At 72.0% G+C, this 12,478-nt stretch carries 10 protein-coding genes; 1 reads left to right on the forward strand and 9 read right to left on the reverse strand.

All coding sequences use genetic code 11. The features are described 5' to 3' along the window. Window positions 1-47 precede the first annotated feature (47 nt). From ABT057_RS09760 to ABT057_RS09785, 6 genes are all read right to left on the reverse strand, one after another. Window positions 48-557, reverse strand: a complete 510-nt coding sequence (locus tag ABT057_RS09760; protein ID WP_352341946.1) for an O-acetyl-ADP-ribose deacetylase — start codon at window positions 555-557, stop codon at window positions 48-50. 77 nt (window positions 558-634) lie between these two features. After that, complete coding sequence (locus ABT057_RS09765) at window positions 635-1,459, reverse strand: EboA domain-containing protein (RefSeq protein ID WP_352341947.1); 825 nt, start codon at window positions 1,457-1,459, stop codon at window positions 635-637. A gap of 144 nt (window positions 1,460-1,603) precedes the next feature. Further along, a complete protein-coding gene (locus ABT057_RS09770) occupies window positions 1,604-3,016 on the reverse strand; it encodes a phytoene desaturase family protein (RefSeq protein ID WP_352341948.1) in 1,413 nt (470 codons plus the stop codon). Window positions 3,017-3,225: 209 nt separating this feature from the next. Further along, window positions 3,226-4,092 carry an inositol monophosphatase family protein gene (locus ABT057_RS09775; protein ID WP_352341949.1) on the reverse strand — a complete coding sequence of 289 codons (867 nt, stop codon included), beginning with the start codon at window positions 4,090-4,092 and terminating at the stop codon, window positions 3,226-3,228. Window positions 4,093-4,192: 100 nt separating this feature from the next. Further along, the gene (locus ABT057_RS09780) at window positions 4,193-5,995 is read right to left on the reverse strand and encodes a gamma-glutamyltransferase family protein (RefSeq protein ID WP_352341950.1); all 1,803 of its coding nucleotides are present in this window, start codon (window positions 5,993-5,995) and stop codon (window positions 4,193-4,195) included. 82 nt (window positions 5,996-6,077) lie between these two features. Then, a complete protein-coding gene (locus tag ABT057_RS09785; protein ID WP_352341951.1) occupies window positions 6,078-7,352 on the reverse strand; it encodes a YhgE/Pip domain-containing protein in 1,275 nt (424 codons plus the stop codon). Between the two features lie 195 nt (window positions 7,353-7,547). Here ABT057_RS09785 and ABT057_RS09790 point away from each other — a divergent pair, with 195 nt between their 5' ends. Beyond that, window positions 7,548-8,219, forward strand: coding sequence for a hypothetical protein (locus tag ABT057_RS09790; protein WP_352341952.1), 672 nt, complete (start codon window positions 7,548-7,550; stop codon window positions 8,217-8,219). Window positions 8,220-8,288: 69 nt separating this feature from the next. Here ABT057_RS09790 and ABT057_RS09795 read toward each other — a convergent pair whose 3' ends face one another. From ABT057_RS09795 to hydA, 3 genes are all read right to left on the reverse strand, one after another. After that, window positions 8,289-9,839 (reverse strand): NCS1 family nucleobase:cation symporter-1, encoded by a 1,551-nt coding sequence (locus tag ABT057_RS09795; protein WP_352341953.1) that lies wholly within the window; start codon window positions 9,837-9,839, stop codon window positions 8,289-8,291. A gap of 121 nt (window positions 9,840-9,960) precedes the next feature. Continuing rightward, entirely contained in the window at window positions 9,961-10,980 is a 1,020-nt protein-coding gene (locus ABT057_RS09800; RefSeq protein WP_352341954.1) for a TIGR03842 family LLM class F420-dependent oxidoreductase, read from the reverse strand. 11 nt (window positions 10,981-10,991) lie between these two features. After that, a complete protein-coding gene (gene hydA, locus ABT057_RS09805) occupies window positions 10,992-12,395 on the reverse strand; it encodes a dihydropyrimidinase (RefSeq protein WP_352341955.1) in 1,404 nt (467 codons plus the stop codon). Window positions 12,396-12,478 lie beyond the last annotated feature (83 nt).

Here is a 12,478-nt window from a genome sequence, read left to right on the forward strand (position 1 = left end):
GCCATGGATCTTCAGGATGTGCCGTCCGGCGGCGTGTCACCGCCGGCTCATCGGACCTGCCGCGCGAACGCGTCGTACGCCTCCTCGTCGAACAGCACGAACCGCACCTCCTCGGCGTCCGTCTCCGCCTCACGGACCGTCCGCACGGCGATCCGGGCGGCGTCGTCCATCGGCCAGCCGTAGACGCCCGCCGACACCGCGGGGAACGCGACCGTGCGGGCACCCAGTTCGTCCGCCACCCGCAGGGACTCGCGGTAGCAGGAGGCCAGCAACGCCGAGCGGTCCTCACTCGCGCTGTACACGGGACCGACGGTGTGGATGACCCAGCGCGCGTCCAGGTCGCCCGCGGTCGTGGCGACCGCCCGACCGGTGGGCAGGCCCTTGCCGTAGTGGCCGGCGCGCAGACGGCGGCAGTCCTCCAGGATCGCGGGGCCGCCCCGGCGGTGGATGGCGCCGTCGACGCCACCGCCGCCGAGCAGCGAGGAGTTCGCCGCGTTGACGACGGCGTCCACGGACTGCTCGGTGATGTCACCCTGCACGAGCGTGATGGTGGTCATGCCCGTGTCTATACCAGGCGGGCCGCCGGGCCACCGGCGGATTTCGGTCCGCGCGGCGGCCGGAGGACGTCAGGCGGTCAGGCCTCTTCGCGCGGCGCCGCGAGTCCGTCGGCCGTGGCGAGTTCCTGGGCCGCGGCGAGTTCCTGGGCCGCGGCGAGTTCCTCGGCTGCGGCGAGGGCACGGGCCGCCGTGTCCGGCACGGTGGACGCGAGGACGCGGGCGCGGGCGGCGAGGAGGTCCGCGACGTCGGGGAAGGCGCGCACCAGCGGCCAGACGCAGGCCGGTACGTCCTGGGCCGCGGCGATCCGGTCGTGGGCCAGGTCGGCGAGCATGCGGGCGAGTTCACGGTCGGCGCGGGTGTCGAGCCCGGCCACCCGGTCGAGGGGGATCCCGCCGAGGACACACCCGAGGACGGCTCGGCGATACTCGGGGTCGGGCAGCCGGGCGGCCGCGTACGGCCCGAGTGCGGCCTCGAGGACATCGGCGCCGGCTCCGCGCAGGGCCTCCCGGACGAGGGTCAGGGCCATCTCACCGAAGGCCCCGTCAGGTGCGGCCTCCCGGTCGTCGAGCAGGGGCAACGTCTTGAGCACGGCCCGCTGTTCGGCCGGGTCGCCGTGCCGGAACAGGACGGCCACCTGGTCGGCGAGGTCCTGGCCGCGCTGCGGCAGGGAGATCAGCAGGACGGCGCGGGCCGCCTCGTCGACGCTCCACTGCGCGTCCAGAGGCTGCTGCCCGCAGCGTCTGCGTGCGGCGGGGAAGAGGACCCGGATCGCGTTCGGCCGGACGGCGACGCTCGCCGCGGCCTCCCGCAGCCAGACCCGGGCCGGCTCGGGCAGGGCGGCGGAGTCGAGGACGGCACGGGGGTCGGCGGGTGCGGGTGGAAGGTTGTGTACGGAGGTCATGCGCGTCGGCCTCCTGGGCGGGGTGAGGGGGCGCGGGCCTCGACCGGACCGCGCGGCGCGCGGGAACTCCGGGAATCGGCAGGCGACTTCGGAGCGTGCCGTACTCTACCCATTCTATTTGAACATTCAATGGGCTTCGTCGTCCTACGCGGTCTGCCGCAGTCTCCGCCACACCGCCTTCGCCGCGTTGTGGCCCGACATGCCGTGGACACCGGGGCCCGGCGGGGTGGCCGAGGAGCAGATGAAGACGGCCGGGTGCGGGGTGGTGTACGGCGAGAGGGTCAGCCTGGGCCGGAGCATGATCTGCAGACCGGAGACCGCGCCCGAAGCGATGTCTCCGCCCACGTAGTTGGCATTGCGCGCGGCGAGTTCGGCGGGGCCGGCGATCGCCCGGGCGAGGACGCGGTCGCGGAACCCCGGGGCGAAGCGCTCCAGTTGACGCTCGATCACGTCGGTGAGGTCTCCGCTCCAGCCGTGCGGCACATGGCCGTACGCCCAGAAGACCTGCTTGCCGGCCGGAGCGCGGGTGGGGTCGACGACGCCCGGCTGGACCGTGATCAGGAAGGGGCGGTCCGGAGCGCGGTGCTCCCGCGAGGCGGCGCGCAGGGCGGCGCCGATCTCCGCGCTGTCCGCGCCGATCTGGACGGTGCCGGCGGAGCGGGCCTCCGCGGCGGTCCAGGGAACCGGCCCGTCGAGCGCGTAGTCGATCTTGAACGCGCCGGGGCCGTACTTGTAGCCCGCGTAGTACCCGCCGAAGCCCGCGATCCGGGCGAGGGCGGTGGGCGAGGTGTCGAAGACATAGGCGCGGGCCGGGGGCAGGTCGTCGAGCCGCTTGACCTCGTAGTCGGTGTGGACGCTGCCGCCGAGGTCCTCGAAGTACGCGGCGAGGGCGTCCGAGATCGCCTGGGAGCCGCCGCGGGCCAGCGGCCAGCCGCGGGCGTGCGCGGCAAGGGCGAAGACCAGGCCGATCGCGCCGGTGGCGAAGCCGCTGAGCGGTGCCATGACATGGGCGACGAGACCGGCGAAGAGGGTCTTGGCCGGTTCGTCGCGGAAACGGCGGGTCAGCCAGGCGGCCGGGGGCAGGCCGGCCAGGCCGAAGCGGGCGAGCATGACCGGGTCGCGCGGGAGCGCGGTCAGCGGCAGGGACATGAAGTCGCGGACGAGGGTGTCCCACCGGGGCAGGAACGGCTCGACCAGCCTGCGGTACGCGCCCGCGTCGCGCGGGCCGAAGGAGGCGGCGGTCTCGGCGACGGACCGGGACAGCACGGCGGCGCTGCCGTCGGGGAAGGGGTGGGCCATCGGCAGGTCGGCGTGCAGCCACTGCAGGCCGTACCGCTCGAGGGGCAGTGCGCGGAAGGCCGGGGAGTTGATGCCGAGGGGGTGGGCGGCGGCGCAGGGGTCGTGCCGGAAGCCGGGAAGGGTGAGCTCCTCGGTGCGGGCTCCCCCGCCGACCGTGTCCTTCGCCTCGAAGAGCGCCACGGAGAAACCGCGTCTGGCCAGCTCCACTGCGGCGGTCAGCCCGTTGGGCCCCGCTCCCACCACGACCGCATCGAGCATCGACGGCACTTCCGACCCCTTCGTCAGCGGGAGGCCCCCGCAGACCGGCGGCCCCCGGGTTCAGGATATGCCGGGGGTACGACAAGCCCCTCGGCGCGGGGGCCGAACGCGGCGCCCGCGACCGCCCGCCGAGCGTCGGCCCCGAGCCCCCCACCCGCAGCGGCCGCCCGCCCGCCGAAAAGCCTCCCCGGGCCGGTGGGGCACCCGCGTCAGCCCGCCGAAGGGCCGCTTCCCGCCAGCAGGTCCGCCACCCGGCGGGCCGTCGCCGCGTCGCGAGCCGCCGTGAACGGCAGGGAGTTGCCGCCGGTGATGCGGAACGGCTCGCCGGTGAGGGTGAGATGGGCGCCGCCCGCCTCCTCGACCAGCAGCAGCCCGGCCGCGTGGTCCCAGGCCGCCTCCCAGGAGAAGGCCGTGGCGTCCGACTCGCCCCGGGCTATGGCGAGATACTCCAGGCCCGCCGATCCGCACGCGCGCGGCGCGACGCCGCCCGTCCACAGAGCCAGCAGGGCGCGCTTCTGCTCGTCGGTGGTGTAGTCGGGGTGGGAGGTGGCCACCTCGAGGTCGCGGCCGGGGGCGGGCGGGCCGGCGAACAGCCGCTCGCCGTCGAGGAAGGCGCCGCCGCCCCGCACGGCCGTGGCCAACTGGTCGCGGGCCGCTGCGTACGTCCAGGAGGCGAGCAGCACGCCGTGGTGGGCCAGGGCGACCAGGGTGCAGAAGCCGTCCTCGCCGCGCACGAACTGGCGGGTGCCGTCGACGGGGTCGACGATCCACACCGGCGCGTCGCCCTGGATCGCCCCGTACGTCGCCGGGTCGGCGTGGACCGCTTCCTCGCCGACGACGACCGAACCGGGCAGCAGGGCTCCGAGGGCCTCGGTGAGGAACCGCTCGGCGCCGCGGTCGGCGTCGGTCACCAGGTCGTGGGGTCCGGCCTTCTGGTCGACCTCGTGCGCGGCGAGCCGCCGGAAGCGGGGCATGATCTCGGCCGCGGCGGCCTTGCGGACCGCCTCCTCCACGTCGGCCGAGCGGCGGGCGAGAAACTCGTCAATGCCGTCGATGGGTTCCCTGTCCTCGATCATGCGTCCATGAGAGCACGTCCCACTGACAATCCCCACCCCGCCGGTGCACACCAGGCGGAATCGGGATGAAGAACCGGTGCGCGCGGGGCGCTCCCCCCGGTCAGCGGCCCACGGCGTACCCCTGCATCCCCCGCGGGTTCGCGGCGGCCGACAGGATTCCGGTCCCGGGGTCACGCGCGACCGCGCACAGCCGCCCCTCCGACCAGGGGCCGCCGACGGTGACGTCGTGGCCGCGCCGCCGCAGCCCCTCCACCACCTCCGTCGGCATCCGGGACTCGACGGTGACGCTGCCCGGCCGCATGCCGCGCGGGTAGAAGGAACCGGGGAAGGAGTCGTTGTGCCAGTTCGGGGCGTCGATCGCGCCCTGCAGGTCGAGGCCGCCGCGCACCCGCGCGTGGAGGGCCACGGCGAGGAAGAAGTGCAGTTGCCACTGGTCCTGCTGGTCGCCGCCGGGTGTGCCGAAGGCCAGCACCGGCACCCCGTCGCGCAGGGCGATCGAGGGGGTGAGGGTGGTGCGGGGGCGGCGGCCGGGGGTGAGCGCGTTCGGCAGGCCCTCGTCGAGCCAGGTCATCTGCAGCCGGGTGCCGAGCGGGAAGCCCAGCTCGGGCACGACCGGGTTGGACTGCAGCCAGCCGCCGCTGGGCGTGGCCGCGACCATGTTGCCCCACCGGTCGACGACGTCGAGGTGGCAGGTGTCGCCCCGGGTGAGCCCGTCCGCGCCGACCTCCGCCCCGGCGACCGTCGGCTCGCCCACGCCCAGGGGACTGAACCCGGGCTCGTCGGCGGCGATGTCGTACGCGCGCGTGCTCAGCCGTGGGGTCCGGCCGCCGGGGCTGCCGGGCCGCAGTTCGTACGACGCCTTGTCGCCGACCAGCGACCGGCGTCCGGCGTTGTAGGGGGCCGACAGCAGGTCGGCCAGCGGGACCTCGGCCGCGTCGCCGTACCAGGCCTCCCGGTCGGCCATGGCGAGCTTGCAGCCCTCGACCAGCAGATGCACGTACTCCGCGGAGCCGTACGCGGGCAGTTCGGGCGGGAGCAGCGCGAGCTGCTGGAGGAAGGCCGGGCCCTGGCTCCAGGGGCCGGCCTTGCAGACGGTCCAGCCGTTCCAGTCGTACGTCGCCGGCGTCTCGTACGTCGCGGACCAGCCGGCGAGGTCGGCGGCCGTGAGCGTGCCGGTGTGGCGGGCGCCGCTGCTGTCCAGGGTGGGCCGGGCGGACTGCCGCAGCAGCGCCTCGGCGATGAATCCGGACCGCCACACCTCGCGCGCGGCCTCGATCCGCGCCTCGCGGCCGCCCACCCCGGCGGTCTCGGCGAGCAGCCGCTTCCAGGTGGCGGCAAGGGCGGGATTGCGCAGGAGCGCACCGGGGCGCGGTGCCCGGCCGCCCGCGAGGTAGACCTCGGCCGACGAGGTCCACTCCGTCTCGAACAGCTCCCGTACGGTCTCCACGGTCGCGCCGACGTTCTCCACGGGCGCGTGGCCGTGCTCGGCGTACCCGACGGCGTACTTCAGGACGTCGTCGAGGTCCTTGGTGCCGTGGTCGCGCAGCAGGAGCATCCAGGCGTCGAAGGCGCCGGGCACGGCGGCGGCCAGCGGTCCCGTGCCCGGCACGAGGTCCAGGCCGAGCGCCCGGTAGTGGGCGACGGTCGCGCCCGCCGGCGCCACGCCCTGTCCGCACAGCACCCGTACCTCGCCGCCGGCCGGGGCGAGCAGGACCGGAACCTCGCCGGCGGGCCCGTTGAGATGGGGTTCGACGACGTGCAGCACGAAGGCTCCGGCGACGGCCGCGTCGTAGGCGTTGCCGCCGTCCTCCAGTACGGCCATCGCCGACTGGGAGGCCAGCCAGTGTGTGGACGACACCATGCCGAAGGTGCCCTGGAGGGTGGGCCGGGTGGTGAAGCTCATCTCTCACCTCGCTGGTCGCGTACGCCGACTGATCGGTCCGGTCGAGCCTGCCGGCCAGCAGGCTATCCAGCCGGGGCGTGCCTCAGGCCGGTTGCGGTGTGAGGCGTTTGTGGCCCTTGCGGTCGTAGTACGCCGTCATCGCGAAGCCGAAGAGCAGGGCGAGGACCGTACCGACGGCGATCATGATCCAGGAGCGGGTGAGGCCGGCGTCGCCGCGCGCGTCGAAGTAGAGGATCGCGCGGACCCCGTCGCCGAGCTGGCGCATGGGCTCGAAGTGGGACAGGAACCGGTAGAAGCCGGGGACGGCCTGGAGCGGGACGGTGGCGCCGGAGGACGGCAGTCCGAGGACGATGAAGACGAACATGGAGACCAGTTGGCCGATCCCGCCGAAGGCGGCGTTGATGGCCTGCACGCCCAGGCCCACGGCGAGGGCCGCGCAGTAGGAGTAGACCCACAGCAGCGGCAGGTGGGTGGCGTCCATGCCGAGCACGGCGACGCAGGCGGCCATCACCAGGGAGGCGCTGAGCAGCGTGATGCCCGCGGTCATGGCCATCTTCAGCAACAGGGTCTGGGTGCGGTCGATCGGGACGGTGGGGCGGCGGGTGTGCCAGGGGCCGATCTCGTTGTCGGCGTAGCCGAGGGCGGTGTCGACGCCGTTGCTGATGACGTTGCCGCCCATGAAGCCGGCCAGGACGAGCAGCAGCGTGTAGTAGAAGGCGGTGAGGCCGAGGCCGCTGTTGGCGCCGATGGGGTGGCCGACCTGGGTGACGACCTCGACCGGGTCGGCGAGCAGCAGCCTGGTCGTGGCGTCCACGGAGGCGGAGGAGGCGGTGGCCGCGGTGAGCTGTCTGCCGACGTCCAGGGAGACCTGACGGGCCGCCGCGGTGGTGATCCGGCTCGCCAGGGAGGAGCCGAGGCTGCCTTTGCCGGGGTTGGTGAGGGTGGTGATCGTCGGCCGTTTCGTGGCGTCGGCCGTGGTGAGCGCGGTGAGGGAGTCGGTGAAGTCGGCCGGGATGACGAGCGCGCCGTACACCTTGCCGGCGTCCAGCTGGTCCTGGGCCTCTGCGCGGGTGAGGGTGCGCCAGCGGGCCTGTCCGTCCGCGGTGTCGGCGGCGATCGCGGCGGCGGCCTGCGCGCCGGCGTTCTGCCGCTGCCCTGCGGGCGGTTCGCCGGTGTCGCCGTCGACAAGCGCGATGGGCAGGTGGTGCAGGTCGCGGCCGGGGTTGACGATGCCGCCCATGTAGAGGAGGGACAGCAGCAGGGCGAGCAGTCCCGTCAGGACCGTGGGCACCAGCCACAGTCCGGGGCGGCCCAGCAGAGTGGCGGCGCGGGCCTCGGGGACGGCGGATTCACTCATGCGGCGATATACCTTTTCTCACTTTTTCTCACCGTACACTCGATAAATCCGACGATACGTCAGAAGGGGTGTGCCCCTTGGTCACCACCCGTGCACGCTGTGAGTTTCCGCTTCCACCTCACAGGGAGTCGTGTGACACTGGCGTCCTTGTCCGCACTGCGGACTCCGTCCGCACCGTCCCCCACGAAAGTGCGCATGCGCTCTCTCCCACTGCCGCTCGCCCTCACCGCGCGCCTGACCCCGGTGGTCGTGCTGGCCTGTGCCGGCTGGGCCATGTCGTCCTCTCCGGCCGACGACGCCAAGGACACCGCGGCCAAGGAAAACCAGACGACCCAGTCCGGGACCGCGTCGACGTCCGGTCCGTCCGCCGCGGCGGTGACCAGGACGTACTCCGCCGCGCCGGCGCCCTGCACGAGTGTGACCACGAAGACGGTCACCTCGCTGGTGCCGGGCGCGAAGACGGCCGGCAAGGAGATCCCCTCCACGGACACCAAGCTGCGCCGCACCTGCTCCTGGAACGCGCTCAAGGGGTACGACTACCGCTGGCTCGACATCTCCTTCGAGATCACCGAGTCGGACGCGGAGGCGACCTCGACGTACAAGGACCGCCTGAAGGAGAAGAGCGGGGGCGGTGCCGTCCCCGGGCTCGGCGACGAGGGCTACTCCCTGGTGAACCTGACGACGGAGGACAAGCAGCAGACCCGCGAGGGCACCGTCATCGCCCGGGTCTCCAACGCGCTCGTGGTCATCACCTACAACGGCAGCGACTTCGAGTCGAAGAAGGCGCCCAGCACGGACGTGATCAACACGGGTGCGATCAAGGCGGCGAAGGAAGCGGTGGCCGCGCTGCAGAAGACGGCCGGCTGAGCACGGCACGCGCACGGGAACGGCCGGAGGGGCTGGGGACTCCTCCGGCCGTTCTTCCGTCGTGCCGCGTCAGGCCGTGCGGACCTCCACTCCCTCCTCGGCTTCCTCCTGGCGTCCGCGCAGCAGCATCAGGGCCAGGTAGACGACGGTCGAGGTGCCGAGGCCGACGGCCCATCCGTAGTCGGCCAGCGGCTCCAGCGCCGGGATCGGCCGCCCGTCGAGCAGCGGCTTGAAGCTCGCGCCGCCGACGGCGAGCACCCCGCCGGCCACGAACGCCACCACGGCCCGCCAGTTCCAGCCGCTCTCGTACCAGTAGCGGCCGCCGGTGCGGTACAGGTCGGTGAGGGCCAGCTTGCCGCGGCGCAGGATCCAGTAGTCGGCGATGAGGATGCCGGCGACCGTGCCGAGCAGACCGCCGACCAGACCGAGCCAGGTGAAGATGTAGCCCTGCGGGTCGGAGTACAGCTTCCACGGCATGATCACCACACCGAGCACACAGGTGACGAGGGCGCCGGCGCGGAAACTGATCTTCCGCGGTGCGATGTTGGAGAAGTCGAAGGCCGGCGAGACCAGGTTGGCCGCGATGTTCACGGACAGGGTCGCCACCAGCACGGTCACCAGCGCGAACAGCAGGCCGAAGACGTTGTCGGTCTTCGCGGCGAGCTGTACCGGGTCCCAGATCGTCTCGCCGTACACGGCCTGCGAGCCGGAGGTGACCAGCACGGACAGCAGCGCGAACAGCGTCATGGTGGTGGGCAGGCCGAGGGCCTGTCCCCAGGTCTGCGCCTTCTGCGACTTCCCGTAGCGGGTGAAGTCCGGGATGTTCAGGGACAGCGTGGACCAGAAGCCGATCATGCCCATCAGGGAGGGCCAGAACAGCTTCCAGAAGTCGCCGCCCCAGCCGAGCTTGGAGGGCTGGTCGAGCAGCGGGCCGAAGCCGCCGGCCTTGTTGCTCATCCAGATCAGCATCACGACCGCGCCGACGAGGACGAAGGGCGCCGCCCAGTTCTCGAAGCGGCGGATCGTCTCCATGCCCCGGTAGATGATCGCCACCTGGATCACCCAGAAGATCGCGAACGACAGCCACATGGTCCAGGCGTAGCCGCCGATCTTCCCGGCGTCGCTCCAGCCGCCTCCGATCAGCTTCCCGGCGAGGAAGTAGATCGCCTCGCCGCCGATCCAGGTCTGGATGCCGAACCAGCCGCAGGCCACCAACGCCCGTACGACGGCGGGCAGGTTCGCGCCGCGGACACCGAAGGAGGCGCGGGCGAAGACCGGGAAGGGGATGCCGTACTTGGGTCCCGCGTGCCCGGTGAGCAGCATCGGCACCAGCACGATCACGTTGGCCAGGGCGATGGTGAGCACCGCCTGTTTCCAGTCCATGCCGACGGCGATCAGCCCGGAGGCCAGCGTCCACGACGCCGTGTTGTGGGCCATGCCGACCCACAGCGCCGAGAAGTTGTACGTCGTCCAGGTGCGCTTCTCGACGGGAACCGGGAGCAGGTCCTCGTTGGCGTAGGGACCGCTGGGCGGCGGGGAACCCGGGGCGAGCTCCACGCGTCCGTCGGTACGGGTGACTTGGTCGGCCATGGGTATGGCCGTGGGAGCGGTGTCGGTCATGGGCAGGCCAATCAAACGAGGGGCGGATCCGGAAAGGCCGTGCGGGGGTCTCCGGCCCCCTCCCCAGGAGGGGAGGGGAGAACTGGAGTGGGGGGATGGGGAGTCGATCCGTGGGGACGGGTCAGCCGTTGACGGCGGGGATCACCGTCGTGCCGTACACGTCGATGACCTTCTCCTGCGCGTCGTGCATGTCGTAGACGGCGAACTGGTCGACGCCCAGCGCGCGCAGGGCGTTCAGCTTCTCGATGTGCTTCTCGACCGGTCCGATGACGCAGAACCGGTCGACGATCTCGTCGGGCACGAACTCGGTGTCGGGGTTGTCGCTGCGACCGTGGTGCGAGTAGTCGTACCCCTGGCGGGCCTTGATGTAGTCGGTGAGTTCCTCGGGGACCTGGGAGGAGTGCTCGCCGTACTTCGACACCAGGTCGGCCACGTGGTTGCCGACCATCCCGCCGAACCACCGGCACTGGTCCCGGGCGTGGGAGAGGGCCTCGGGCGAGTCGTCGTCGGTGACGTAGGCAGGGGCGGCCACGCAGATCTTCACCTCGGACGGGTCGCGGCCCGCGCCGACCGCCGCGTCCTTGACCGCCTTCACCATGTACTCGGTGAGGTACAGGTCGGACAGCTGGAGGATGAAGCCGTCGGCCTCCTCGCCGGTCATCTTCAGCGCCTTGGGGCCGTACGCGGCCATCCAGACGGGGAGTTCGGCCTCCTCCTTGATCCAGGGGAACCGGATGACCGTCCCCCCGAGGTCGGCCTCCCGGCCCGAGCCGAGGGCCCGGATGACCTTCATGGCCTCACTGATCCGGGCGAGGGTGTTGGGGGCACGGCCCGCGACGCGCATCGCGGAGTCGCCGCGGCCGATACCGCACACCGTGCGGTTGCCGAACATGTCGTTGAGGGTCGCGAAGGTGGAGGCGGTGACCTCCCAGGTGCGGGTGCCGGGGTTGGTCACCATCGGACCCACGATCAACCTGCTGGTGCGGGACAGGATCTGACTGTAGATCACGAACGGTTCCTGCCAGAGCACGGCGGAGTCGAAGGTCCACCCGTGGGTGAAGCCGTTGTCCTCCGCGCGCTTCATCAGCTCGACGACCTTCGAGGCCGGCGGGTCGGTCTGCAGGACGAGTCCGAAGTCCATGTGCGCCCTTCCTAGTTGAGGTACTGACAGGTGGAGCGCGGGGTGTAGACGCCGTGACCCGCGCGTCCGGTGTACTCCCGCTCGGTGATGACGGGTTCGCCCCGCGAGAGGACCGTCTCGACGCGGCCGGTGAGGCGCTTGCCCTCGTACGCCGAGTAGTCGACGTTCATGTGGTGCGTCTCGGCGGAGACGGTCTGCTCGGTGTGCGGGTCGTAGATGACGATGTCGGCGTCGGCGCCCGGCGCGATGGTGCCCTTCTTCGGGTACATGCCGAACATCCGGGCGGGGGTGGCGCAGGCGATCTCGATCCAGCGGCGGCGGCTGATGTGCCCGTCGACGACGGCCTGGTGGAGCAGGTCCATGCGGTTCTCCACGCCGGGAAGGCCGTTGGGGATCTTCGAGAAGTCCCCTCGCCCCAGTTCCTTCTGGCCCACGAAGCAGAAGGGGCAGTGGTCGGTGGAGACCACCTGGAGGTCGTTGGTGCGCAGCCCCTGCCACAGCTTGGCCTGGTGCTCCTTGGGCCGAAGGGGCGTGCTGCACACGTACTTCGAGCCCTCGAAGTCGGGTTCGGCGAGGTTGTCGGTCGACAGGAACAGGTACTGCGGACAGGTCTCGCCGAAGACGGGGAGCCCCTCGTCCCGCGCCCTGGCCAGCTCGGCGACCGCCTCCATCGCCGAGACGTGCACGACGTACAGGGGTGCGCCCGCGACCTGGGCGAGCTTGATGGCACGGTGGGTGGCCTCGGCCTCCAGCAGCGCCTTGCGGACCTCGCCGTGGTAGCGCGGGTCGGTCTCCCCGCGGGCCAGCGCCTGTTCCACCAGCACGTCGATGGCGATGCCGTTCTCCGCGTGCATCATGATCAGGCCGCCGTTGTCGGCTGAGCGCTGCATGGCGCGCAGGATCTGGCCGTCGTCGCTGTAGAAGACGCCCGGGTAGGCCATGAACTGCTTGAAGGAGGTGACGCCTTCCTCGACGAGGTGGTCCATCTCCTTGAGCGTCTCCTCGTTCACATCGGAGACGATCATGTGGAAGCCGTAGTCGACCGCGCAGTTGCCCTCGGCCTTGGCGTGCCAGGCGTCCAGCCCCTCGCGCAGGCTGTGGCCGACGCTCTGCACCGCGAAGTCGACGATCGTCGTCGTACCGCCCCAGGCCGCGGCCCGGGTGCCGGTCTCGAAGGTGTCGGAGGCGAAGGTGCCGCCGAACGGCAGCTCCATGTGGGTGTGGGCGTCGACGCCGCCCGGGATCACGTACTTCCCGGTGGCGTCGATGACCCTCTCGGCCGTCCAGGCCTCGGCGGCGGCGGTGCCTGTGGCGGCGAGGGCGGCGACACGGCCGTCCTCGATCAGGACGTCGGCGTGGATCTCGTCGGACGCGGTGATGACGAGACCGCCCCGGATGACGGTACGGCTGCTCATGCTCCCTCTCCTACCGTGGTCGACACTGGTGTGGTGCGGGTCGTTCGGTCCCGCCGGTCCGGCCCCCCGTGCGCCGGACCGGC

The sequence above is a fragment of the Streptomyces sp. NPDC002588 genome (assembly GCF_040295925.1).
In the GTDB taxonomy this organism is placed as follows: Bacteria; Actinomycetota; Actinomycetes; order Streptomycetales; family Streptomycetaceae; genus Streptomyces.

Coding starts and splice junctions, on each gene's coding strand:
- ABT057_RS09760 (WP_352341946.1), bottom strand. CDS start 557: ATGACCACCATCACGCTCGTGCAGGGTGACATCACCGAGCAGTCCGTG.
- ABT057_RS09765 (WP_352341947.1), bottom strand. CDS start 1,459: ATGACCTCCGTACACAACCTTCCACCCGCACCCGCCGACCCCCGTGCC.
- ABT057_RS09770 (WP_352341948.1), bottom strand. CDS start 3,016: ATGCTCGATGCGGTCGTGGTGGGAGCGGGGCCCAACGGGCTGACCGCC.
- ABT057_RS09775 (WP_352341949.1), bottom strand. CDS start 4,092: ATGATCGAGGACAGGGAACCCATCGACGGCATTGACGAGTTTCTCGCC.
- ABT057_RS09780 (WP_352341950.1), bottom strand. CDS start 5,995: ATGAGCTTCACCACCCGGCCCACCCTCCAGGGCACCTTCGGCATGGTG.
- ABT057_RS09785 (WP_352341951.1), bottom strand. CDS start 7,352: ATGAGTGAATCCGCCGTCCCCGAGGCCCGCGCCGCCACTCTGCTGGGC.
- ABT057_RS09790 (WP_352341952.1), top strand. CDS start 7,548: ATGCGCTCTCTCCCACTGCCGCTCGCCCTCACCGCGCGCCTGACCCCG.
- ABT057_RS09795 (WP_352341953.1), bottom strand. CDS start 9,839: ATGACCGACACCGCTCCCACGGCCATACCCATGGCCGACCAAGTCACC.
- ABT057_RS09800 (WP_352341954.1), bottom strand. CDS start 10,980: ATGGACTTCGGACTCGTCCTGCAGACCGACCCGCCGGCCTCGAAGGTC.
- hydA (WP_352341955.1), bottom strand. CDS start 12,395: ATGAGCAGCCGTACCGTCATCCGGGGCGGTCTCGTCATCACCGCGTCC.